Raw genomic sequence first — 23,567 nt, forward strand, 5'->3', positions numbered from 1 at the left:
AACTAGCCTCGCATGCGTGACCCAGAGGGGTCAAAGAGTGGTTCGTCCAACCGAGTAGCGGGGCGGCGGACACCCAGTACTTCAATTTCGAATCCTTCGGTTTCTTGGCAGAGCTCTGTAGGCAGATAACCCAGAGCCATAGAAGCCTGGCAGCCATGCGAGTAGGCCCCGGAGGTAAGCCAGCCCACAACTTTGCCGTTGTGCCAGATCGGTTCGTCGCCTAAGGCATCGGCGTTTACTGCTTCAATGGTGAAGGTGGAGAGTTGACGTGCCGGGTTTTCTTGGCTTTGTGTAGCGGCTTCTCGGCCGATGAAATCTCCTTTGTTGAGTTTCACGAAGTGGCCTAAGCCGCCTTCCCAAGGGGTGTAAACAGGGCGAAATTCGGTGCCCCAGGAACCGAACCCTTTGTCGAAACGCATGGAGTTCAAGGCATGAAGGCCAAAAGGCTTGATGCCGTGTGCAGCGCCCGCTTCCATAAGGAGGTCAAAGAGTTGCACCTGCAAAGAGGCCGGAACCCAGATTTCGTAACCCAAGTCGCCAGTGAAAGTGATGCGGCCGGTCATGGTGGGGATCATGCCGATGTTGAGGCGGCGGAAATCTAAGAAACGGAATGCTTCGTTAGAGACGTCATCGTCGCATGCTGCGGCCAGTACTTCTCGTGCCTTTGGTCCGGCGATAGAAAGGCCGGTCATTTCGTGGCTCAGTGCCCGGTAGGTGACCGACCGGTCTTGGGGCAGGTGTTCAATAAACCAGCGCTCGTGGTAGCCCTCGGCTACGCCAGAGCCAAACACGGTGAAGGTTTCACTACCGTCAAATGGGTCGGCCAAGGTGGCCACGGTGAAGTCGCCGATCAAGTTGCCTTGATGATTCAGCATGGGGGTTAGGGCCATGCGCCCCGCTTTGGGGATGGTGTTGCTCATGAGGTAGTCAAGAAATTCTCGTGCCCCGGGGCCGCTGAATTGATGTTTGGCAAACCCGGTGGTTTCGATGAGCCCCACTCCGTTGCGTACGGCGGACACTTCTTCAGCAACGACCTTGAAAGCGTTGGAGCGTTTGAAGGTCACGTCTTCTACCGCTTCTTCGCCAGGGCGTTGGAACCACAAGGCGGTTTCTAACCCGTAGCCGGCGCCCCATACGGCGTTGGCGTCGTTGAGTCGGCCGTAGATGGGTGAGGTATGCAAGGGTCGCCCGGCGGGGAGTTCTTCGTTGGGGAAGGCAATGCGGAAACGGTTGCTGTAGTTTTCCATGACTTTGGCTTGGGTGTATCCGGGGGTGGTCCAGTCGCCAAAGCGAGCGACGTCCATGCCCCAAATGTCGTGGCCCGGGTCGCCGGAGGTCATCCAGTTGGCCATGGTCAGGCCAACGCCGCCCCCTTGGCTTAGACCAGCCATGATGCCGGCTGCGACCCAGTGGCCTCGTTGCCCTCGTACCGGCCCGATAACTGGGTTGCCATCGGGGGCAAAAGTAAAGGGGCCGTTTATTACTTGCTTGATGCCCACGTCGTTAAAAATGGGGAAGTGGTCGAAGCCAACTTTGAGTGAGGGGGCGAGCCGTTCGATGTCGGGAGTAAGGAGTTGCGACCCGAAGTCCCAAGGGGTTTCTTTGGTTGACCAAGGGACGCAAGCTTTTTCGTAGGTGCCGAGCAGCAGGCCTCCGGCTTCGGCACGGAGGTAGATTTCGCCGCCGAAGTCCACAGCCCCGCGCCCGTGGCCGCCGGTAGCGTCGAGCCAGTCTTTGATTTCGGGGATCTCTTCGGTGAGGAGGTACATGTGTTCCATAGCCAAAATTGGGAGCTCAATTCCGCACATGCGGCCTACTTCGCGGGCCCACAGGCCGCCACAGTTGACGATGTTTTCGGTATTGATGGTGCCTTTTTCGGTTACTACGTCCCAGGTGCCGTCGGCTTTTTGCACCAGGTCTTGGGCCCAACAGTTGCGATAGATTTCTGCCCCGGCCATTTGGGCAGCTTTAGCGTAGGCATAGGTAACGCCGGAGGGGTCTACGTGGCCGCCCACGGGGTCCCAGAGGGCGCCTACGAAGTGTTTTTCGTCCATGATGGGCAGCATTTCTTTGGCTTCAGAAACCGAGATGATTTCGGTTTCCATACCCAGGTATTGGCCGCGAGCGTGGGTCATGCGGAGCCAGTCCATGCGGTCTTCGGTGTCGGCCAGCATCATTTCGCCGGTGAGGTGGAGGCCGCAGTCCACGCCAGAAATTTCTTCAAGTTCTTTGTATAACTGCACGGTGTAGCGCTGTAGAGCGGCCACGTTGGGGTTGCCGTTGAGGGTGTGCATGCCACCGGCGGCGTGCCAGGTGGAGCCAGCGGTGAGTTCTTTGCGTTCTACGAGCACCACGTCGTTCCACCCGTTTTTGGTGAGGTGGTAGAGGATGCTGGCGCCGACGACGCCGCCGCCGATAACTACTGCTTGAGCATGGGTTTTCATGTCGTTCTCCGTTTGCTTAGATAAAAGTTGTTTGCTGATTGAGGGCTAGTAATCGGTTTCGACGCCGCCTTCGGCGATTCGGCGTTCTACGAATTCGTCGAGTTCTGCTCGTATTTGCGGTTCCATGGGGGGTTCTTGGTGAGCGTCGATCATTTGTTGAGCGATTTTGGTGGATCGCTCGGGGGCTTCGATGCGCCCGTCTTCGTCCCAACTTTCGAAGTTTTTCCAACTGGACACCATGGGTTGAAAGTGTTCGGTGGTGTAGCGCTCTTGGGTATGGCTGGTGCCGAAGAAGTGGCCACCGGGCCCGACCTCGGCGATTGCTTCTACGGCCAGGGTGGCGTCATCGATGGTGATGGGTTTGAGCATTTCGGAAATCATGTTGAGGATGTCGCCGTCGATAACCATTTTTTCGTAGGAGGTTAAGAGGCCGCCTTCGAGCCAGCCTGCGCCGTGGAGTAAAAGGTTGACTCCGCCCATGACGGCTCCCCATAGGGAGATCACGCTTTCGTAGGCTGATTGTGCGTCCACGCTGTTGGAGGCGTTGACGTTTGATGACCGGTAGGGCACTTTGTAGCGCCGAGCGAGTTGCCCGCCCACTAGGCAGGCTTTCCAGTATTCGGGGGTGCCAAAAGCGGGGGCCCCGGAGCGCATGTCAACGTTGGAGGTGAACCCTCCGTAGATGACCGGTGCGCCCGGTTTGACGACTTGGGTGTAGGCCATGCCGGCGAGGGCTTCGGCATTTTGGAGCACGAGGGCGCCTGCCACCGTGATGGGGGCCATGGCCCCGGCCAGGGTGAAGGGGGTAATGACGATCCCTTGGTTGCGGGCCGACATTTCTTGAATGCCGTGCAGCATCACCGTGTCGTAGCGCAGGGGAGTACTGGTGTTGATGACGGAGAGAATAGAGGTTTCTTGGTTGATGGTTTCGTGGTCTATGCCGCGGGCGATGCGGGTCATTTCGATGGCGTCTTGGTTGCGGGGTCGGCTGATGCTGTATACGAAAGGTGGCTTGTCGGAAAGGGTGATCATGTCGTGGGTGGCTTGAAGGTGCCGTATTGAGGGGTGGAGGTCCATGGGTTCCACTGGGTAGCCGGCCGAGGTGTGGATGCAGTTCATGACTTGACTCATTTTGATCAGGTTGCGGTAGTCCTCTCGGTTGCCGTCTCGCCGGTCGCGCCCTAAGCCGGTAACAAAAGGGGGGCTGGCCACTGAGGTAACGGCGATGGCGTTGCCGCCCATCTGGAGGCTTCGTTCGGGGCGTATCCCGTGCAGGGTGAACTGTTCGGGCACGGTTGTCATGAGTTGCATGACCAGTTCAGGGCTGAAACGGACCCGGTTGCCGTCTATTTCGGCCCCGGCGTCGGCGAGTTGTTGGCGGGCTGTTTCGTCTAAAAAGTCAATACCGGTTTCGGCTAGTACCCGAAGTGAGGCTTGGTGAATTGCTTCGAGTTCGTCTTCGGAGACGGCCCGCAGGGGGTCGAAACGCATGCGTGGTTGTTCAAAGGGGGGCTGTTTGGCCAGGATATCAACGGTTTTGGAACGACTGCTGCGAGCGCCTCGGCGGGTACGGCGGGGTTCGGTCATGAGGCTTTTTTTACTATTTCTGGTTGTTGGGTGAGGCTGGCTGATATTTGACGGGCCCGGTCGCGGATGGTGGTGGCCACGGTGCGGGCTTCTCCAGAAAGGGGGTAACGGTAGCTTGGCCCATAAACGTAAAGGGAGCCGATAGCTCGGCCGTTGGGGCCGCAGATTGCTGCGGCGCAGCTAGAGAGGCCGGGCACGTATTCGCTGTGGGTCCAGACGGCACCGATGCGGCGAACGCGGTGGATGCGTTTGAGTAAAGTGTCTGGGTCGGTGACGGTGTGTTCGGTGTGGGTGGAGAGGTTGCCTTGGAGGTAGGTGGCCACTTCTTGGTCGTTCCAGGTGGCCATGATGACTAGTCCGGCGGATCCAGCGTGGAGGGGGACTCGGGTGCCGGTCCAGTCTTCTGCTTGGACGGGTTTGGGGGCATCTACTTGTTGGGTGGTGACGGTGTTACGGCCAATGAGTACGGCGATGCAGGCTGCTTCGTCGAATTGGCTGGAGAGGTCAAGGAGGTGAGGTTGGGCGGCTGTTTCGAGGTTGATTCCAGGTTCGGCGACGCGTCCCATGGTTTTTATGAGCCCACCGATGCGGTAAACGCCGTCGCTGTTGCGTTCTATGGCGTTGTTGGTTTCGAGGGTGGCCAGTAGTCGGGCTGTGGTGCTGGTGGGCAGGTTGACGCGGTCGGCGAGTTCAACGAGGCGTCCCGGTTCTTCGGCGATTTCTCGCAGCAGGTGGAGGGAGCGTTCGACGCTTTGCACGGCGGTCATGATCTGCAAAGATTACCGGTGTATGGGAATCTGTCAACTGGTTCCCACTATGCGGGAACTAAGGGGTGGAGAGATTTTCCGTTACGGGAGGAGGGTCGACAGCTGGTTCAAGATGTAAATCGTGTCCGTTGTATGGGTTGGCTCGAGCCACGTCTTCGTTCAAGGTCACCCCGAGGCCTGGTTCTTTTGACGGAATGACCATGCCTTCTTCCCACCGGATAGGTGTTTCTAATAACTCGGCGTGGAATCCGTCAAAGGTGCCGATGGATTCGAGGATTAAAAAGTTCGGCGAACAGGCCGCTAAAGCAATGTTGGCCGCCGCTACCACCGGGCCGCAGTAGCAGTGAGGAGCTAACGAGGCTTGATAAACCTCGGCCAGCGAAGCAATCTTCTTGCCTTGCAAAATGCCGCCGCTGCGACCCAAATTTGGTTGCAAAATTTGTGCTGCGCCAGCCTGGAGTACCGCCGCGAACTCGGTAACGGTGGTCAGGCGTTCGCCGGTGGCTATTGGGATACTGGTGCCGCGTGCTACTTGAGCCATGCCTTCAACATGGTCGGGCGGGACGGGTTCTTCAAACCATAAGGGGTCGTAGGCTTCGAGGCGCTGCGCGAGGCGGAGCGCTCCGGAGGGGGTGAACTGCCCGTGGGTGCCGAACAACAAGTCGGCTCGGGTGCCTACTGTTTCTCGCAGAGCTGCGGTGTAGCGGGCCGACAAATCGATGCGTTCAAGGGAAGGTTGCCGGCCGTCAAAAGCGGTGTAAGGGCCGGCGGGGTCAAATTTGATTGCCGTAAAACCTTTCTCAAGTTCAACTATTGCTTGTTCCGCTGCTTGTGCTGGGTCAACGTAAAGATTCGGTCCGTCTTTGGGGGCGTAGGCGTCTTCGTTGGGCGGATAAAGGTAGGTGTAGGAGCGCAACCCTTCGTGCACTCGGCCGCCTAGTAGGTCGTAAACGGGGCGGCCGGTTTCTTTACCCATGATGTCCCAGCAAGCTATTTCTAGGGCACTGATTGCCCCGCAGAGGGTGGGGTCGGGGCGGCCGCTGTAACCGCTGGTGTAGGCCCTTCGCCAAAAAGATTCCACGTTGAATGGGCTGTGGCCAACTAGCCAGCGTTGAGCTACGTCTTGGATCATGTCGGCTACCAGGTGAGGGTTAACCGTTGCTACGTAAGCTTCGCCGACGCCTTTGACCCCTTGGTCGGTGGTCAAGGTAACAAAAATGAAGTAGCGGCCGCCGTGGCGGGGTGGCGGGTTGCCTACCACGAAGGTTTCGACTTCGGTGATTTTCATGGGTTATGCCTCGGGTTGGTTGAACACGATGACCGTGCGCAGGGCGGAACCGCTGCGTACTTCGTCCAGTGCTTGTTCTAGGTCTTCTAGAGGGTAGGTAGAACTCACCAGTTGGTCAAGTTTTAGGTGGCCGGCAAAATAATCGGCTACGAGGGCGGGGATGTCTCGGTTGAGTCGAGCGGTACCCATTTTGGAGCCGAGGATGCGTTGGTTGTAGCCGGCCAAGGCGCTGGGGTCAATGGTCAGGGTCACGCCGTCGGCGGGCATACCGACCAGAGTGAGCGCTCCCATGGGAGCCAGCAAAGCCAGTGCGCTGTTTAGGGCGGTTGGGGCGGCGGTGGCGAGAAGAACATGGTCGGCAAGGCGTCCGCCGGTGGCTTGGCTAATGGCTTCTGCCGGGTCTTGGTTTAGAGGGTCGGCGGTGTGGGTGGCTCCCATGGTGAGAGCCAGGGAGCGTTTGTCTGCTTGGGGGTCGAGGGCCACGATGACGGTGGCTCCGGCTAACTGGGCGCCTTGGATGACCCCCATGCCGACTCCGCCACAGCCCACTACGGCTACCGTTTCTCCTGGTTGGATGTTTGCGGTGTTGCGAGCGGCCCCGACTCCGGTGAGCACCCCGCACCCGAGGAGCGAGGCTGAGGTGGCGGGCATTTCGGGTGGGACGGCCACTACTTGGGAGCGGTGTACGACCACTTGTTCGGCGAATCCTCCGGTGTTGAGGCCCTTGGTAACGGTGCGATTGTTTGCGTCGGTGAGGGGATTGCTGGGGGGCGGGTTTTCGCAGGCCACATCGTGGCCTTGCTGGCAGGGGAGGCATTGCCCGCAGGTGGCGATGAGTGAAACCACCACCGGAGTGCCGGCAGTCAGGCCGGTAACCGACGAGCCAGTCTCGACGACTCGGCCAGCAATTTCGTGACCAAAAACAGTGGGAAATTCAGTAACCCATCCGCCATCAATGAACATCAGGTCAGAGTGGCAAATAGCGCATGCATCGACGAGTACCCGGACTTCGTTGTCCTCTGGTTTGGCCAGGTTCACCGTTTCTAGAGTGGCTGGGTGGCCAACTGAGCGATGTACCGCAGCCAGTATTTTAGTGCCCGAGTCTTCTCTCATTGTTGCGAATAATACCCTCGCCTTTACCGCCCGTCTAGCCCACCCTTATTTTGCGACACTTGGGCCAGACCCCATATGGCGCGGGGGTGAGAGATGTGGCACCATAGGTTGTGGATACTTTTCCTCGACAACATGCTCGCACTCGTCGGTTTAGTTGCGGAGCGCCGCGCACGGTCACCGTGGGAAATACTGGCAAAAGAGTCTTATTTTTACGGTCCGCTGGAGGCGGCGACCCGATAAATGCTTTATGGTCAATGAACCCACAAACCGGCGAAGAGCGTTTGGTGGTTGACCCCGCAAAACTCTTAGAAGAGGGGGCTAATTCGGCGGCCGAGACGGCTCGTCGAGAAAGAGCTCGAGAAGTGGGTGAAGGCATTGTGGCTTATGATGCTTTGCCCGATGCCAGCAGGGCATGTTTTGCTTTAGCGGGACGAGTATTCCTCGTTGATGTTGAAGAAACCCGAGTGGTGGAACTCGCTACACGGGGTCCAGTTTTTGATCCACGGCTTAGCCCTGATGGAACCGCAGTGGCCTATGTGTCTGGGCAAGGCTTACGCATCACCGGTGCAAACGGTGACCATGGTTTGATTTCTGGTACGACCGAAACAGTGTCTTGGGGGTCAGCAGAGTTTGTGGCCGCCGAGGAAATGGGCCGCAGCAGAGGGCATTGGTGGGCACCGGATGGTGGGTCGCTATTGGTGACTCGGGTTGAAGAAGCTTCGGTTGAACAATGGTGGGTTTCTGCTCCGGTGGCTCCCCATGAATCACCGCAACCCATGCGCTACCCGGCCGCCGGTACCGCCAATGCCAAAGTGGGCCTGTCCGTAGTAAGGCTTGACGGCACCCGAAAAGATGTTGACTGGGCTAGCGAAGAGTTTGAGTACCTTTCATCAGTGCGTTGGGACACCGATGGTCTTCCATTGCTTGCCGTGCAGACCCGTGATCAGCGCACCATGGCAGTGCTCACGATGGACCCCAGCACCGGCGAAACCGAGGAACGATACCGAGTCACCGACGAACAGTGGGTGGAGTTGGTTCCCGGGGTACCTCGTTGGTGGGAGGGGTCTCTTCTCACTGTGGAAGATCGTCAAGACACTCGGTGCTTGGTTGTCGACGGGCAAACCTTGTCGCCCCCCGGCCGGCAAATACGCCAAGTATTGGGTCTGGTAGACAACCGGTTGATGGTGGCGTCCTCAACTAATCCGCTGGATGTTGCTGTGGTAACCGTGGGTAAGGACGGGTCTGTTGAGCCAGTGTCCGTTACTGAAGGTGTGTGTTGGGCGGTGGCTGCCGGCGGAGTAATAGCCCGGCATGAAACGAGCCTTGCTGGTTCTTCTTTGAGGGTAAGCGGGCACACCGTAGCCTCCTTTGCCGAAGAGCCATTGGTGTCACCTGCCCCGAGTTTTTATGTAGTGGGGGAACGAAACATTCATGCTGCAGTGTTGTTCCCCGGCGACCATGACGGGTCTCCATTGCCGGTTCTTCTCGACCCCTACGGTGGCCCCCATGCACAACGGGTGCAACGATCTCGTGGTCAGTTTTTGACTTCTCAGTGGTTTGCCGACCAGGGGTTTGCCGTGGTGGTGGCCGATGGCCGAGGAACCCCCGGTCGAGGGCCACAGTGGGAGCGAGAAGTGCGCGGCGATTTGGCGGGCCCGGTGCTTGATGATCAAGTGGATGCGCTGCAAGCCTTGGCGAACCGAGATGAGCGACTTGACCTCCACCGAGTGGGGATACGAGGCTGGTCGTTCGGCGGCTATTTAGCGGCCTTGGCGGTCCTTCGCCGACCAGATGTTTTTCATGTTGCGATAGCCGGAGCACCGGTTACTGATTGGCGACTTTACGACACCCACTACACCGAACGATATTTAGGGCATCCCGATAGCGAGCCAGAAAATTACGAACGCACCGACCTTTGCCGTGAAGCCGCCAAACTGACCCGCCCGTTGCTACTTATACATGGTTTGGCCGATGACAATGTGGTGGTGGCCCATACTTTGAAACTTTCGCAAGCCTTGTTGGCTGCCGGCCGGCCGCATCAAGTGTTGCCCTTGTCGGGGGTTACCCACATGACCCCGCAAGAAGAAGTCGCCGAAAATTTGCTGCTGGTTCAGTTAGATTTTCTCCGCCGGTCGCTCGATGCTGGCGGGGAAACGAGCCCAGGGTGAGCATTGTTTTAAACTGCAACGCAAGCCGGTTGCGGTTCAGTAATTGTTGACGAGAGCTCTTAAAGGTATTTGGCTGAGGTGGGAGCCCATCGGTGGGCCCACGGTCGGGCTGTTTCGAGTTGAAAGGCGAGAGCGTAGAGCATTTCGTCGGCTCCTGGTTCGGCTGAAAAGTGGGAGCCTATGGGAAGGTCGGTGTTTTCATCCCACCACAGGGGAACCGACATGGCTGGCCCTCCGATGGCGTTGGCGATGGGTAGTGACCCCATTGACCATTGGGTGCGTTGCTCGTCGAAGGGGTGAGAGGAAAGCCAATCGGTGGCAGTCGTTGGTAGGTGAGGGGTGACTGGGGTTAGCCAAACGTCATGGTCGGTGAAGAACTTGGCCATGGTTGTTTCTAAAACAATTCGGTCGGCTTCGGCTGTTTGGGCAGCACCAGGGGGAAGCGCATCGCCGCTGCGTACGAAGTCAATGGTGCAACGGGTGAGGAGGCCGGATTTTTCAATAGGAAGCCCGCTTGCTTGTTCGATCATTTCGATTAATCCGGTGGTGCGGCTTAGGAATATTCCGGAGTACATAGCAAAAAATTTCTCGCCATCTACTGGGTGTTTGACCGTGGTTACTTGGTGGCCGAGGGCTTCACAGAGTTGGACAGTGTTCTCTAAAGCGGTTCGGATTGCTGGGTCGGGTTGGTCGCCAAATGGGTCTTCGAGGGTGAAGGCGATGCGTAGCGGTCGGGCGCCAAGTGGGTTGAATGCGCTAAGGATCGGGTAGGGGTTTTTTTGCGGGCCTTGGCTGGTGTTTTGAGTGGAAAGAAACACGGCAGCGTTGTCGCGCACCGTGCGACTGAGGGTTGAGTGGGTTTTAAATACTGGGTGAGAACCGTCTAACTCGCCGGAAGCTAAACGTTTTCGGCTGGGTTTCATCCCAAATACGCCACACCAAGATGCGGGGATTCGGTTTGATCCTCCACCGTCGGTACCGTGCGCAATTGGTGTGTAGCCAGCAGCCACTGCCGCTGCTGCGCCTCCGCTGGATCCGCCTGCAGAGAGGTTTGGGTTCCATGGGTTAAGGGTGGCGCCGAATGCGTCGTTGTCGGTCACGGTCATAGAGGCGAATTCTGGGGTATTGGTTTTGCCGGCCATTACGAGTCCTGCTGCTTCGGCTGCGGTAACCCAGGCCGCTGATTCTGTGCTGATGTTGTTCAGCATGGATCGTGAACCGTCGGTGCGCCTTACCCCTTCAAGGTCAACGAGATCTTTTAGAAAGGTGGGTATGCCCGCGAAAGGTGTTGAAGGATTTCTTTGTTTTATGTGGTTTAGGGCTCGCTCTGGGCAACTGGTTATGACGGCTTTTAGTATTCCGTCGAGGCGTTCAACGCGGGCGGTCGTTGCCTCTAAGAGTTCCTCTGGGGTGACCTCACCGCTTCGAACGAGCGCAGAGAGGCCGAGGGCATCATGGCTGAGCAGTTGGCGGTCGAACACCATGGTGAGGTTAAACGGCGGTCCATCCGCCGTCAACGGTAAGTATTTGCCCGGTGAGGTAGGAGCCGGCGTCGGAGGCCAATAACAGTAGTGCTCCGTCGAGTTCGTGGGCTTGGCCTCCTCGCCCCATAGGTGCGCCGCTCGCTACATATGCTTTTCCTGTATCGGAGTGAAACATGTCGTCAGAGTTCATTTCGGTTTCAAACCATCCGGGTGCGAGGGCGTTGACCCTGATGCTCTTTCTTGCCCACTCCACGGCGAGTTCTCGGGTCAGTTGGTGCAGCCCGCCTTTGGCGGCGGCGTAACCGGGTACCCGGAGTTTTCCTCCGGCTACTAACCCAAGGACGGAACCCAAGTTAATGATCGCTCCGGGGTGGTTGTTGTCAACCCACCAGCGAGCTGCTCGCCGAGCCAACTCGTAGGGGGCGATGAGGTCAATTTCTATTTCTCGGCGAAAATCATCAAGGTCATCATCGAGGGCTGGTACTACTCGAGAGATACCTGCGTTGTTGATCACCACATCGATCTGCCCGTAGTGGGTCAAGGCGGCGTCGATCAAGTTTTGTGGAGCACCGGGGGCAGACAAGTCGCAGGGCACGGCGAGGGCGTCGGGGAGTTCGGCGGCCAAGTGCTCCAATCGGTCCACTCGGCGAGCGGCCAGCACCACTTTGGCGCCTACCCCGGCCACCACTCGGGCGAAACGTTCGCCGAGCCCTGAACTGGCCCCGGTAATGATGACCACGCGGTCGTCGAGGCGAAAAAGATCGAGGGCATGGGTGGGGCTCATAAGTAAAACCTACTTGCTGAGTACCCCATTAGAAAAGGTGGCGGTGGAGTCAGCGAGACGGTTTGCCTCGTCAAGGTTGTGGGTCACCAGCAAAGTCGCCACCTGGTCAAGAGAAGAAAGAACGTGGTGGATGAGTTCTTGCGACTCAGTGTCTAAGGCGGTGGAGGGTTCATCGAGGAGCAAAATGCGAGGGTCGGCGGCTAAGGCCCGGGCTACGGCAACTCGTTGGGCTTGCCCGCCTGAACAAGCTGCGGGTTTACGTTCGGCCAATGCGGAGAGGCTGAGAGCCTCAATGAGTTGCGCCACCCGAGCGGGGGTGGCCCGCGGGCTAAAGCCAATATTTTCGACAACGGTAAGGTGGGGGAAAAGTAATCGACCTTGAGGTACCCACCCCACAGAGCGAAGGTGCGGGGGTAAAAAAGTTTTACTTGTTGGTTGGTCGGCCACTTGATCGTTCAGGTAAAGGGCCCCTGTAGTGAGGGGCAAGAGCCCACTTATTACCCGAAGCAGGCTGGTTTTTCCTACTCCGTTGGGCCCCAAGATGGCCAGTGTTTCTCCGGCTTCGACTTGCAGGTCAACGGCTAATTCCAAGGTGCCGATGCGGGTTTCTCCGACCAGAGTGAGGGCGGTCATGAGGAGGGCATCCAGCGATCGCGCAAACCAATGAGTACCCCGAGGGAGGCCACCAGTAAAATCAGGCTTAAAACAAGGGCCTCTTCGGGGTTGTTTTCTAAAGCTAAAAAGGTGGCCAGAGGCAAGGTTTGGGTGCGGCCGGGAAGGTTGCCAGCAAAAGTAATGGTGGCGCCAAACTCGCCGAGAGCTCGTGCCCAAGCTAAAGCGAGGCCAGCGCCCATGGCGGGCAATACTTGGGGGTAGGTGATACGGCGCAAAACATTCCATGGGCTGGCCCCAAGGGTGCCGGCCATGTCTTCGAGATCTTCAAGGTGTTGGCCTGCCGACTGTAACGCCCCTTCAACGGCGATGACGTAGAAGGGCAAAGCCACAAAAATGGCGGCTACCACCGCACCGGCCAAGGTGAAAGGCAAGGTGATGCCGAACCACTGGTTGAGCCATTGACCAACCAACCCTTGTCGCCCTAATGCAAAAAGCAGAGCGGTGCCGCCCACCACAGGGGGCAGCACCATGGGCAACATGATGAGGGCTCGAATGAATCGTCGACCCGGTACCGAAACTCGAGCTATGGCCCAGGCCAGCGGGGTGCCGAGAAGAAAAACCATGATGGTGGCCAACAGGCTGACGGTAAGTGAAACTTTTAGCGCTTCAAGCGTGCCGTGGTTGGTAAGCGGGTTGCCCAGCGACGACCACGGCATGCGCTGAAGTAACCCCACCAAGGGGAGGGCAAGGAGAGCTACGGTGAGCCCTGCGACAGAAACCATGAAGCGTTTCATGGCTGAGAAAACCCGTAACTGGCTAGCAATGCTTGGGCCTTTTCTTTCCCCAAGGATTTTACAAAAGGTACTCCTTGTTCGGTGAGCGCTATGGCGTGGTAGGTGACGCATGGGCACGTGGCTTCAAGGGGCCAGAGGGTTTCGATGCTGGGTTGGGCTTGTGTATCGGTGGCGTAAACCACGCCGAGGTCCACTTCTCCCATGGCCAACTTGGTGGCCACGGAACGCACGCTGGTTTCGTAGGTGTCGACCGCTATGGGGTAGTTGAGGTCCAGGGTGGCTTTTCCGCAGGGGACTTCTTTTGCGCAGATGGCTATGGCTAATTCGGGGCGGGCAAGGTCTTTCGGTCCGGTGAGGTGGGAGGGGTTTCCGATGGACACGGCTAACACCAGATGGTTTTGGGCAAAGGCCGAGGTGTGGTGGGTTGCGGCATCGAGGCTCAGCAATGAAAGGTCGGCGGTAAGCAGCACATCGGCGGGTGCGCCGTCGGCTATTTGGACGGCCAGATGATTGGAGCCGCCAAACACCAGCGTGCCGGCTTGGTCGGATTGGGCGAGAAGGGCGGGGGCCACGTCGGTTAAAGAAGAGGCCGAAAAGACGGTGAGGGCATCGCTTTGGTTGCTGCCGCACCCGGCGACTAGCAGAAATAAGAGAAAAATATTGCGCATTAGGGGCGTTCGATGACCACGTTGGTGGCTTTTATGACGGCAACTGCCAGAACGCCAGGGGCCAAGCCGAGCGCGTCTACTGCTTCGGCGGAGATCAGCGATACCACTCGGTGGGGGCCGGCTTGCATCTCTACTTGAGCCATAACGGTGTCTTTGGTGACTTTGGTTACTAGGCCGGTAAAACGGTTGCGGGCCGACATGGTTCGGTCGGCGTCATCGGGCGCCTCGGCGAGTTCTTGGGCTAAGCGGGCCAGGTCGGGGCCGTTAACGAGGCGATGTCCGCTAACGGAACGCTGTGCTTTGCATCGGCCGTTGTCTACCCAACGGCGCATGGTGTCGGCGCTGACCCCAAGTAGTTGGGCTGCCTCACCTATTTTAAATTGGTTCATGCAAGAAAATCTAGGCCAAAAACTTGCAAACAGCAATGTTGTAGACTTTATCTATGAGTATTCCTGTGACCATTGAACAACTTCCGGCTCGTTTAGACGACTACGGCAACGACTGTTTTTTAATTACGGTAGGGAGTGACGGCACCCCCAAGGTGGTGCACGTGCCGGTGGCCATGGAGGGCCGGGAGATCCGCTGCACCCCGGGCGGGGGCACGCTACGCAACTTAGCGAGCGGCGGCCCGGTGACTTTGATTTTTCCGCCACCCGGTGTGGGGGCGCATTCCATGTTGGTTGATGGCACCGGTTCGGTGGTGTCTGCTGAAGAACCCACCGAGGTAACTATTTCTTTCGTATCGGGCATTCTCCATCGCCCGCCGTCTTCATTGGGGTGCTAGCTAAGGCCGTTTTTTGGTTTTAAGTTTCTCTACGTAAGCCTCTTGGGCGGCCCGACTTTCGGGGTCCCGGAGGGCGATGGCCAAACCGTCGGCGTCTGACCAGGAACGACTTAGGCCCACCATTTGTTCGGTCACCGCATTGGTGTGACGTTTGGTGGCCAACACAGCGGCCCGAGGTCGGGAAGCGACAGCTTCGGCCAAGCTCTCAACTGCGTCGTCAAGTTCTTCAACAGGCACCACGGTGTTTAAAAACCCGGCCGCTTTGGCTTCGGCGGCGTCAAATGGTCGACAGGTCATGACCAGTTCTTTGGTAAGGGCGGGGCCTATCTCTCGCACCAGCCTTGGGATGCCGCCCCAAGCAAGGGGGATGCCGAGGTCTACTTCGGGGATCAAAAAACGGACGTCGTCAGCACAAACTCGTAGGTCGCAAGCGGCAGCCAGCACGAGCCCGCCACCTACAACATGGCCGTGCAGGCGAGCAATAAGCACCGGCGACATGCGTTCTAAAGCATCGGCCATCAGGCGGCCGGTGTCAGCGGGTGTCCGGCCTCCGGCGGGCGAGGGCTCGTCGGTAGAAAAAGCGGTGACGTTAAACCCAGAGCAAAAAGCCCGGCCCTCACCAGAGACGACTACTACCCGCAGGTTGGGTTGGTGGTCAAACCAGTCGGCGGCGGCAATTATTTCGGCCATAACCTCGTTGGTCAGGCTGTTTAGTGAGTCGGGCCGGGTCAGGGTTAAGGTGCCGCGGCGTCCATCACAGGTAACGGCGAGGTGTTCAAAGGTAGGGGGAGTGTTGTGGGTCATGACCCAAGTGTGGCCCAGAAAGTTCCTGGTTGCTTAGTTGGCGTTAAAGAGATACCAGAGATGACGTTTAGAGGTTGGGCTATGGTGGGGAATGAAAGTTTTTCCTCGGGGTTTGTTAGGTTTTGTTGCTTTAGGTTTGGTGGTAGCGGGGGCGTTTGTTTTTTTGGGCGATTCGTCTGAGGCCGAACAAAGGACGGTGCTCGAGCAAACCAGAGACAAACTTTTGGTGGACCCTCGTGAAGCGTTTGTGGGGCTAGAAAGCGGTTCCGACCCCACGGAGATGATGGAGGTTTTGAATGAATACCTCACCGTCCTGCAAGGGGTAGAGATGTCGTCTGCAGATTTGGTGGTGTTCATGAAGGCCATGGAAATTTATGCAGAATGCATGGATGCCGCCGGCTACGCCGAGGTAAACCCAGCGGTAGTGGCCGATACTGCGGATGAAAAACTGCGAGAAACCGACCGGACCTGTACAAAAGAAACAGAAAAGGCCGGGTCTATGGAAGATTACGAAAATGAACGCAACGAGCGTATTGATCAGTTCATTAGAGAACACCCCGAGGTGTTTGGCTTATCGCCCAGTGAGGTCGCTAAGTAGTGCGATTATTGAAAGTTGCAGTTGTTGGCTTGCCTTTCATGCTGGCGGCCACGGCATGTGAAGAACCCTCCGGCGCTGATCAATATAACGAAGCAAAATATGTGGGTGGGGTCTATGGAAGCACCCTAGACGTTTACGGATTTCAGGCACACCGAAACAACTGGATAGACCCTTACTGGTATTTTGATTGGCGATCTGATCGGTGCAGCAACTCGCCAGATACGTTTTCTTACCCGATCTCTTGGTGGGCAGTTTCAGGATCTCGCGTGGTGTCAGTGTGGAAAGCCTGTGAGCGCCATGACTTTAACTGGAAGCAATTCTATGGGATTGAAGAGTTTATTGACCCCACTTTAGATACCTGGAGGAGTGGGACGATCTTTGCCTCTAATCAGCGTTTGGAAGATGACATCAGGTTTCTTTGTTGGGACCGTTTAAACGGTGTTTGGGCGGCCTTCCTCCCAGATTGTTTAGCAAAAGCGGTGGTTTACAACGTGGCAGTAACCGCCGCTTCGCTAAGTTATTCAGTGGATTTTCATCACAATGGTCCGTAAGGCGAGTTGGCGACTGGTTGGCGAGTCGTTGGTCTATTCGTTGGTGGCTTCAACTATTTATTTGGTTACCAAGGTGTTGGTGGAGCGCTCTATTGAAGAGTGGCGGTTGATTACGCGAACCATGGGGGTGTGGGAGGGCTTAATGGGGGGACTTATTTTTGTGGCGGTGGTGGGGACGATACGGCAACGGCCGCCGTGGGTTAAATTTTTTGTGCCGTGGTTTTTATCAACCATTTTTTATCTTTTCGTTGAGGGAAGATTTGTTCAGCGAGAATCAGGGCTTGGCGTGTTTTCGGTGTATCAAGAGGCAGTTCTCGTGGGTTCAATAACTTTGTTTGTCTCGTGGACCACGGTCACCGTAGGTGGATACTTCGTTGATCTCTTTCGAGATATTAGGAGAAGGTGAACGTTTCCGTCGGCCTACTCAACGAGGCCTTCGAGTTCTACTTGGGCTGAAAGTTGGTCGCCCGTTACCAAAGTGATGTTGGTGGCTCGGGCCCCCAAGGTAACGTCATCTAAGGCTTGTTCTAGAAACGCTAAACGATCGGCAGGCACGGTGATGGTGCAAGCGATCACTGGGGTGGCCAGAGAGCGTTGGGCCAGGGTCTTGTGTTTGCGTACTTCCGCTAGTGCTTCGGCGGCCACCAAAGCCACCGCAGCGTCGGTGCCGTCAGTTATGGGTCGTAAAGCTTCGCTGGCGGGCCAAGTCTGGCGATGCACCGAACCGTCTTGCCACCAAGACCACACCTCTTCGGTTACGAAAGGCAGGAAAGGGGCAAAGAGACGCAGCAAAGTAGACAGGATTAAACGCAATGCATGGCGAGCCGATTCGGCATCAGCATGCTCGCCTTGGTAGGCCCGGGTCTTTACTAACTCCAAGTAGTCATCGGTAAAAGACCAGAAAAATGCTTCGGTGCGTTCCAAGGCCCGGGCGTAATCGAAAGCCTCGAAAGCCGTGGTGGATTCTTCAACAAGGTCAGCCAAACGAGCCAACATGGCTTGGTCTAAAGCATGGGTGATGACCGCCGGGTCAACAATCAGCGGTTGGTCGTCGTCGGCACCAAAACCCAGCACAAAGCGACTGGCGTTAAGGATCTTGATTGACAAACGCCGTCCGACTTTCATCTGCCCGTCGTCAAAAGCGGTGTCGGTGCCGGGGCGGCCGTTGGCGGCCCAATAGCGGACAGCATCTGAGCCGTATTGTTCTAGCAAACCCATGGGGGTCACCACGTTGCCTTTGGATTTCGACATTTTTTTACGATCCGGGTCGAGCACCCAACCGCTGAGCGAAGCGTGACGCCAAGGGGCGGTGTCTTCTTCAAAATGGGAGCGCACCATGGTCGAGAACAGCCAGGTGCGAATGATGTCGTGGGCTTGGGGCCGTAAGTCCATGGGGTAGGTGCGGGCAAACAAGTCGTCGTCTTCGCCCCAGCCACAAACAATTTGTGGGCTCAGCGAAGAAGTAGCCCAAGTGTCCATCACGTCGGGGTCGCCCACAAAACCGCCGGGTTGGCCGCGCTGGCTTTCATCAAAGCCGGGGGCAGCCAGCGACGAAGGGTCAATGGGCAAGGTGTCGTGGTCGGGGGTAATGATTTGGTCGTAGAGCGGTTCGCCTTGGTCGTCCAAGCGGTACCACAGCGGCAGAGGCACGCCGAAGAAGCGTTGACGGCTAATCAACCAGTCACCGTTAAGGCCATCTACCCAGTTGGTGTAGCGGGTTTGCATGTAGGCCGGGTGCCAAGTCACCTCGTCACCCCGGTTTACTAACTTTTGCCGCAGGTCAGTGTCGCGGCCGCCGTTGCGGATGTACCACTGGCGACTGGTCACGATCTCTAGTGGTTTGTCGCCTTTTTCAAAGAACTTCACCGGGTGCTCTATGGGTTCCGGTTCGCCAACCATTTCACCAGAAGCGGTGAGCATTTCTACCATTTCTTTTTGCGCCGAGAACACGGTTTTGCCCGCCAGTCGGGCGTACGCCTCTTGTGCCTCCGTGCTCTTGACCCCTTGTGGTGGGTCGGCTAAAAAGCGCCCGTCCCGGTTGATGACCGCTCGTACCGGCAGGTTGAGTTCGCGCCACCAGATCACATCGGTGGTGTCGCCAAAGGTGCAGATCATGGCGATGCCGGTGCCTTTTTCTGGGTCGGCTAGTTCGTGGGCTAAGACCGGTACGTCAACACCAAATATTGGGGTGGTCACCGTGGTGCCGAACAGGGGTTGGTAACGCTCATCGTCTGGGTGGGCCACTAGGGCTACGCAGGCCGCTAAGAGTTCAGGCCGGGTGGTAGCAATTTGGAGGTGGGGTTGGCCCTGGTGGCTGGGGGTACCTTCGGGCAGGTGAAAGAGCAGTTGGTGGTAGGCGCCGGGGCGGGGGCGGTCTTCGAGTTCGGCTTGCGCCACCGCAGTGCGGAAGGTGACGTCCCAAAGTGAAGGGGCTTCTATCTGGTAGGCCTCGCCGCGTTCAAGGTTGCGTAAAAAAGCTCGTTGGGCCATGCGTTGGCATCGGTCATCAATGGTGGCGTAGGTGAGGTTCCAGTCAATGGATAACCCGAGTTGTCGCCAGAGAGATTCAAAGACTTTTTCGTCTTCTTGAGTTAGTAGGTGGCAGAGTTCAACAAAGTTGCGTCGACTGATGTCGTGGTCTCGGCGTTTTTTTATGACTTTGGCGTCGCCAGCATCTTCGGGAGGGGTGAAATTTGGGTCATAAGGCAACGAGGGGTCGCAGCGCACGCCGAAATAGTTTTGCACCCGGCGTTCGGTGGGCAAGCCGTTGTCGTCCCACCCCATGGGGTAAAAAACTTCTTTGCCTTGCATGCGTTGGTAGCGGGCGATGGTGTCAGTGTGGGTGTAGGAAAAAACATGGCCCACGTGGAGCGAACCGCTGACCGTGGGTGGCGGGGTGTCAATGGAGAACACTTGGGCTCTGGTTTTGCTGCGGTCAAAGCGAAAAGTGTCCTGGTTTTCCCAGGCGACGTCCCATTCTTGCTCAATCCCTTCGAGGGTTGGCTTGGGAGGGACGGTGGCGGGCCGTGATGGGTTAGGAAAGTAATCGTTCATGAAGCCTTGAGGTTACCGGAGCGGCGGCTAGCCTCCGGTGCCATGCCTTCTTCTTCTTCACGCCCGCCAGGTTTCGGTGTTATCTGGACCACCGTGGCTATGGACTTGGTGGGTTTCGGCATTATTATTCCGGTGTTGCCGCTTTACGCCGAAGATTTTGGTGCTTCACCTTTGTTGGCGGCGGCTTTGTTGGCGGCTTTTTCGGCGGCCCAAATGGTGGCAGCACCGCTGTGGGGTCGTCTGTCGGACCGCATTGGTCGTAAACCGGTGCTTATCGCGGCACTGATTGGTTCAGCGTTGGGCAGTTTGGTAACGGGTTTGGCTGGGGTCCTGTGGGTGTTGTTCGCCGGCCGTCTGCTTGATGGGGCTTCGGGTTCGTCGTATGCGGTGGGCCAAGCGGCGGTGGCCGACATGGCAGAGCCACAAGACCGCCCTCGGTTGTTGGGTTTGTTGGCGGCAGCTTTTGGTGTGGGGTTTGTGGTCGGCCCATTGTTGGGTTCGTTTGCTGCGTTGGGGGGGCGACAGTTACCGTTTTTTATTGCTTCTGGGTTGGCCGCGGTCAATGCGTTGGTGGCTTTGGTCCGTCTCCCTAACCAAAAGCCGGTGGCTACGGCTAAAAGTAGTCAAAAGTTTTTTTCTGGTCTAAAAGATTCTGCTGGTCAGGTGCGGCGTTTGGCTCTGCTGGCTTTGATCGCCATGGTGGCTTTCGCCGGGTTTGAAGCGACTTTTGCGTTGTTCCTGGAACGTCGTTTCCCACAACTTGATGATCCTTCGGTTTATGGCTTGTTTGCTTTAATTGGTTTGGGTTTGGTGTTGGTGCAAACCCGAGTGGTGGGCCCCGTAAATGCCCGCATGGATTCTTTTTCGGTGTTGCGTCTGGCGTTGGGGTTGATGGCTATGGGTATGGCTTTGCTGGCTATGGGTGGTGCTTGGGTGGGCTTGACGCTGGCTTTGGTGGCGCTGGTTTTAGGTCAAGGGCTTTTCAACCCGTCATTGTCGGCGGCCACGGTGACCGCAGTAGGGCAAACCAGGCGTGGTGCTGCGCTGGGGGTTCAACAAAGTGCGGGGGCTTTGGGGCGGGTGGCGGGCCCCTTGTTGGCTGGCGTGTTGTTTAGTCGAGCCTCAACGGAGGCTCCTTATTGGGTGGCCGCTTTGTTGGCCGTGGTGGCCGTGGGGTTGGTTCCTGCTGAAGTAAAAAGCAATTCTGCGTCGTAGGGTCTTGGCATGACTGAATTTTCGATGAAATTGTCCGATGACCAAACCCAGTTGCGTGACTGGATCCACGAGTTTGCTGTTGATGTGATCCGCCCGGCGGCCCATGAATGGGATGAACGTGAAGAGTTTCCTTGGCCCATAGTGCAACAGGCGGCCGAGGTGGGTTTGTATGGCTGGGAGTTTTTAGCTGAGGGGATGATGAACGACAAAACGGGCATCACCACCCCGATGGCCATTGAAGAACTTTTTTGGGGTGATGCCGGTATTGGCATGGCCATCATGGGCAGCGGTTTGGCGGCTGCCGGTATTGCTGCTTCGGCGACTCGTGACCAAGTTATGGAGTGGGTGCCGCAGTGCTACGGCGATGCGCAGGATGTAAAAGTTGGTGCGTTTTGTGCCAGTGAGCCAGATGCTGGTTCGGATGTGGCGGCTTATCGCACTCGTGCGGTGTACGACGAAGCCACCGATGAGTGGGTGCTTAACGGCACCAAGGCGTGGATCACTAATGGTGGGATTGCCAACATTCATGTGGTGGTAGCGGTGGTTGACCCGGAGCTGCGCGCTAAGGGGCATGCTTCGTTTATCGTGCCGCCAAATACGCCGGGTTTAAGCCAAGGCCAAAAATATAAAAAGCACGGGATTCGCGCCAGCCACACCGCTGAGGTAGTGCTGGAAGAAGTAAGGGTGCCGGGCCGGTGTTTGTTGGGTGGCAAAGAAAAACTTGATGAGCGTTTGGCTCGAGTGCGAGAGGGTAAGCCCGGCAACTCGCAAGCCGCCATGCAAACTTTTGAGGCCACCCGCCCGGCAGTGGGTGCGCAGGCCATCGGGGTGGCTCGGGCGGCTTTTGAATATTCGTTGGAGTACGCCAAAGAGCGCCATGCTTTTGGTCGAGCCATTATCGAAAACCAAGGTATTGCTTTCATGTTGGCCGATATGGCTACAGAGATCGAAGCGTCTCGGGCGCTGGTTTGGAAAGCCGCCTGGTTGGGTAAGCAGCGGGCTTTTGTTAACGCCGAAGGGTCTATGGCCAAAATGAAAGCGGGCCGTACTGCTACTTGGGTGACCGAGCGGGCTATTCAAATTTTGGGTGGTTACGGCTATACCCGGGAGTACCCGGTAGAGCGCTGGCATCGAGATGCCAAGATCCACGATATTTTTGAAGGCACCGAGCAGATCCAGCAACTGGTGATCAGTCGAGCCATTTCAGGTATCCGCATCAAGTAATCCCCGTCATGTCGTCTCTGAGACGACATGACGCAGTGGCTAGTCGAAGCGTGCGGTGGGCAGGTGGGCGCCGATGTAGCCGACGTGCACTTTGCCGGTGAGGCCGCTGGTGTCGTCATAAAAGTAAAGCCGTGGGCCAAGTAAGCCGCCGGCAATTTTGAGGTGGGCTTCCATGAAGATGGTGCCCGATGGGTCGACACGGGTATCAACGGGTAAAACACGGTGCTGGTAGAGATCGTCTCGATGGTGGACTTGTTCTGATTCTTTTGCCGAATATTTTTGTGGGCTATGAGGCCACACCAGCGGGCCGCCGTCTTTGCACCATTCGCGAAATCCGCCCGGGTTTCGGTTGCTTTGTAGGACGTAGGCGTTGAGGGCTAGGAGGCCTCGCCAAATAGTGTTGCCCCAGGTCCGACTGGTCAGGGTTTGGTCAAGTTGCGCAATATCGCCACCCAGGTTGACGGGAACCGCTAACCCGGTGAGGTGTTGTTGGGCCGCGGTAACTGCTTCGGCGACCGAAGCGACTTCTTCTGGGATGCGTAAAGAGGCTTCTGAAATTTCGTTGAGTTTGCGCCGGTAGGAGTTGATCATCCGAAGTTGGATGGCGATTTTGGTGTCCCGTTCTTCAAGTTCGGCGATGCTGTCGATGACTTCGTTTTGGGTGCGTTCCAAAGTGATGCGCAGTCGTTCATTGATCTGTTGGTTTTCGGCTAGTTCTTCGTCGGCCAGTTTGAGCAACTGGGCTTGGTTGAGGTTGCCGCTGTTGCGTAACAAGTTGAGGGCGCTGTCAAAAGCGGCGGGGGGCCGCCGGTTGGCCATAGCGGGTTGGAGGAGTAAAGCAAATTGTTCTGCTGCCGACTCCGGCGATTGGGCAACCAGGTCGCGGTCTAGGCGGCGGTGCTGGTTTGGGGGGTGGCTGCCGGGCAAGTAGATGCGCGCTTCGCCTGCTTCGAGCCCGTATTCGTGGCCGATTTGGTTGCTAAATACCGCTTCGCTTCCGTCACTTAGTACGCGTACCACCACCACGCCAGCGAGAGCATCGGCGGTGCGTTGGGCGCGTTCCATGGTGACGGCGGGCCCGTTTTGACGATCGTGGGCAAAAACGACCACCGGGCATTCTCTTAGGGGGCTAATGATGAGGTTGACGACCGCACCTTTTATATGTTGCGGCGGTACGGCGATGGGTCCATCGTTGAGCCGCACCACGCCTAACCGTGGGTCGCCTCCGTTGCGGTTGGCGCCATGGAGCAGGCTTCGTACCAGCCATGGCCCCGAGGGGTTGGTACGTGCCCAAAGATCGTTGCTGACCATTTCTACATCTGCCCAAAGCCATTTTTCTTGTCCGGTGGCTACTCGTAGGGTGGTGGTCCAACGGTCGGCGACCCCTTCTTCGCGTAAAGACAGTTCGGTGGCGGCGTTACCGTTGGCGCCAACGACCGTGCGGCCGCTTGCAGTAATTTTTTGGCTGGCCGAGGTGGTGCAGGTAAGAGATTCGGTGGCCAAGTCAAGGCTGGGGTAACGGTCTTGTATCCAGTCGTTAAAAACTTTGGTGGCGATGATTCCAAGGTCAGATCGATTTTCTTGCCAAATGGCCCGGTAAGTTACGGTCACGAAGTTCCTTCCCC

The 23,567-nt window shown here is 57.3% G+C and carries 21 protein-coding genes; 7 read left to right on the forward strand and 14 right to left on the reverse strand.

The features are described 5' to 3' along the window. Nucleotides 1-2: 2 nt before the first annotated feature. The 5 genes from EYQ49_03720 to EYQ49_03740 are packed head-to-tail and all read right to left on the reverse strand — an operon-like array spanning nt 3 to nt 7,199. The gene (locus EYQ49_03720; GenBank protein ID HIG24992.1) at nt 3-2,444 is read right to left on the reverse strand and encodes an FAD-dependent oxidoreductase; all 2,442 of its coding nucleotides are present in this window, start codon (nt 2,442-2,444) and stop codon (nt 3-5) included. Between the two features lie 45 nt (nt 2,445-2,489). Beyond that, complete coding sequence (locus tag EYQ49_03725) at nt 2,490-4,031, reverse strand: methyltransferase (GenBank protein ID HIG24993.1); 1,542 nt, start codon at nt 4,029-4,031, stop codon at nt 2,490-2,492. After that, nucleotides 4,028-4,798, reverse strand: a complete 771-nt coding sequence (locus EYQ49_03730) for an IclR family transcriptional regulator (GenBank protein HIG24994.1) — start codon at nt 4,796-4,798, stop codon at nt 4,028-4,030. The genes EYQ49_03725 and EYQ49_03730 overlap by 4 nt, the downstream gene beginning before the upstream one ends. A 58-nt stretch (nt 4,799-4,856) precedes the next feature. Next, complete coding sequence (locus EYQ49_03735) at nt 4,857-6,086, reverse strand: mandelate racemase/muconate lactonizing enzyme family protein (GenBank protein ID HIG24995.1); 1,230 nt, start codon at nt 6,084-6,086, stop codon at nt 4,857-4,859. Between the two features lie 3 nt (nt 6,087-6,089). Then, the gene (locus EYQ49_03740) at nt 6,090-7,199 is read right to left on the reverse strand and encodes a zinc-binding dehydrogenase (protein ID HIG24996.1); all 1,110 of its coding nucleotides are present in this window, start codon (nt 7,197-7,199) and stop codon (nt 6,090-6,092) included. Between the two features lie 110 nt (nt 7,200-7,309). Between EYQ49_03740 and EYQ49_03745 the strand changes: the two genes are divergently transcribed. Next, entirely contained in the window at nt 7,310-9,367 is a 2,058-nt protein-coding gene (locus EYQ49_03745; GenBank protein ID HIG24997.1) for a S9 family peptidase, read from the forward strand. A 59-nt stretch (nt 9,368-9,426) separates the two neighbouring features. Here EYQ49_03745 and EYQ49_03750 read toward each other — a convergent pair whose 3' ends face one another. Genes EYQ49_03750 through EYQ49_03775 form a run of 6 tightly spaced genes read right to left on the reverse strand, consistent with a single transcriptional unit; the run spans nt 9,427 to nt 14,101 of the window. After that, nucleotides 9,427-10,851, reverse strand: coding sequence for an amidase (locus tag EYQ49_03750; GenBank protein HIG24998.1), 1,425 nt, complete (start codon nt 10,849-10,851; stop codon nt 9,427-9,429). A 7-nt stretch (nt 10,852-10,858) separates the two neighbouring features. After that, nucleotides 10,859-11,635: an SDR family oxidoreductase gene (locus tag EYQ49_03755; GenBank protein HIG24999.1), complete on the reverse strand. Its 777-nt coding sequence runs from the start codon at nt 11,633-11,635 to the stop codon at nt 10,859-10,861. 9 nt (nt 11,636-11,644) lie between these two features. Further along, on the reverse strand, nt 11,645-12,268 hold the full coding sequence (locus EYQ49_03760; protein HIG25000.1) for an ATP-binding cassette domain-containing protein: 624 nt from the start codon (nt 12,266-12,268) through the stop codon (nt 11,645-11,647). Continuing rightward, complete coding sequence (gene modB / locus EYQ49_03765; protein ID HIG25001.1) at nt 12,265-13,044, reverse strand: molybdate ABC transporter permease subunit; 780 nt, start codon at nt 13,042-13,044, stop codon at nt 12,265-12,267. The genes EYQ49_03760 and modB overlap by 4 nt, the downstream gene beginning before the upstream one ends. Next, the gene (locus tag EYQ49_03770; GenBank protein ID HIG25002.1) at nt 13,041-13,712 is read right to left on the reverse strand and encodes a hypothetical protein; all 672 of its coding nucleotides are present in this window, start codon (nt 13,710-13,712) and stop codon (nt 13,041-13,043) included. Before EYQ49_03770 ends, modB begins: the two co-directional genes overlap by 4 nt. Further along, nucleotides 13,712-14,101, reverse strand: coding sequence for a MerR family DNA-binding transcriptional regulator (locus EYQ49_03775; protein ID HIG25003.1), 390 nt, complete (start codon nt 14,099-14,101; stop codon nt 13,712-13,714). Before EYQ49_03775 ends, EYQ49_03770 begins: the two co-directional genes overlap by 1 nt. Before the next feature lie 53 nt (nt 14,102-14,154). Here EYQ49_03775 and EYQ49_03780 point away from each other — a divergent pair, with 53 nt between their 5' ends. After that, the gene (locus tag EYQ49_03780) at nt 14,155-14,496 is read left to right on the forward strand and encodes a pyridoxamine 5'-phosphate oxidase (GenBank protein HIG25004.1); all 342 of its coding nucleotides are present in this window, start codon (nt 14,155-14,157) and stop codon (nt 14,494-14,496) included. Here the strand turns inward: EYQ49_03780 and EYQ49_03785 are convergent, their stop codons facing one another. Then, nucleotides 14,497-15,300, reverse strand: coding sequence for an enoyl-CoA hydratase/isomerase family protein (locus tag EYQ49_03785; GenBank protein ID HIG25005.1), 804 nt, complete (start codon nt 15,298-15,300; stop codon nt 14,497-14,499). A 91-nt stretch (nt 15,301-15,391) separates the two neighbouring features. Here EYQ49_03785 and EYQ49_03790 point away from each other — a divergent pair, with 91 nt between their 5' ends. The 3 genes from EYQ49_03790 to EYQ49_03800 are packed head-to-tail and all read left to right on the forward strand — an operon-like array spanning nt 15,392 to nt 16,855. After that, nucleotides 15,392-15,898: a hypothetical protein gene (locus tag EYQ49_03790; GenBank protein HIG25006.1), complete on the forward strand. Its 507-nt coding sequence runs from the start codon at nt 15,392-15,394 to the stop codon at nt 15,896-15,898. An 8-nt stretch (nt 15,899-15,906) separates the two neighbouring features. Continuing rightward, nucleotides 15,907-16,449, forward strand: coding sequence for a hypothetical protein (locus EYQ49_03795; protein ID HIG25007.1), 543 nt, complete (start codon nt 15,907-15,909; stop codon nt 16,447-16,449). Continuing rightward, nucleotides 16,439-16,855, forward strand: a complete 417-nt coding sequence (locus EYQ49_03800) for a hypothetical protein (protein HIG25008.1) — start codon at nt 16,439-16,441, stop codon at nt 16,853-16,855. The genes EYQ49_03795 and EYQ49_03800 overlap by 11 nt, the downstream gene beginning before the upstream one ends. A gap of 14 nt (nt 16,856-16,869) precedes the next feature. Here EYQ49_03800 and valS read toward each other — a convergent pair whose 3' ends face one another. After that, a complete protein-coding gene (gene valS / locus EYQ49_03805) occupies nt 16,870-19,503 on the reverse strand; it encodes a valine--tRNA ligase (protein ID HIG25009.1) in 2,634 nt (877 codons plus the stop codon). Between the two features lie 42 nt (nt 19,504-19,545). On the opposite strand from valS, the gene EYQ49_03810 reads away from it, so the two are divergent. Both EYQ49_03810 and EYQ49_03815 read left to right on the forward strand, forming a co-directional pair. Further along, on the forward strand, nt 19,546-20,718 hold the full coding sequence (locus EYQ49_03810) for an MFS transporter (protein ID HIG25010.1): 1,173 nt from the start codon (nt 19,546-19,548) through the stop codon (nt 20,716-20,718). A gap of 9 nt (nt 20,719-20,727) precedes the next feature. Beyond that, nucleotides 20,728-21,942: an acyl-CoA dehydrogenase gene (locus EYQ49_03815; protein HIG25011.1), complete on the forward strand. Its 1,215-nt coding sequence runs from the start codon at nt 20,728-20,730 to the stop codon at nt 21,940-21,942. Between the two features lie 39 nt (nt 21,943-21,981). Here EYQ49_03815 and EYQ49_03820 read toward each other — a convergent pair whose 3' ends face one another. Then, a complete protein-coding gene (locus EYQ49_03820; GenBank protein HIG25012.1) occupies nt 21,982-23,553 on the reverse strand; it encodes a hypothetical protein in 1,572 nt (523 codons plus the stop codon). Nucleotides 23,554-23,567: the final 14 nt, after the last annotated feature.

This window comes from Acidimicrobiia bacterium (genome assembly GCA_012959995.1).
In the GTDB taxonomy this organism is placed as follows: domain Bacteria; phylum Actinomycetota; class Acidimicrobiia; order Acidimicrobiales; family MedAcidi-G1; genus MedAcidi-G2B.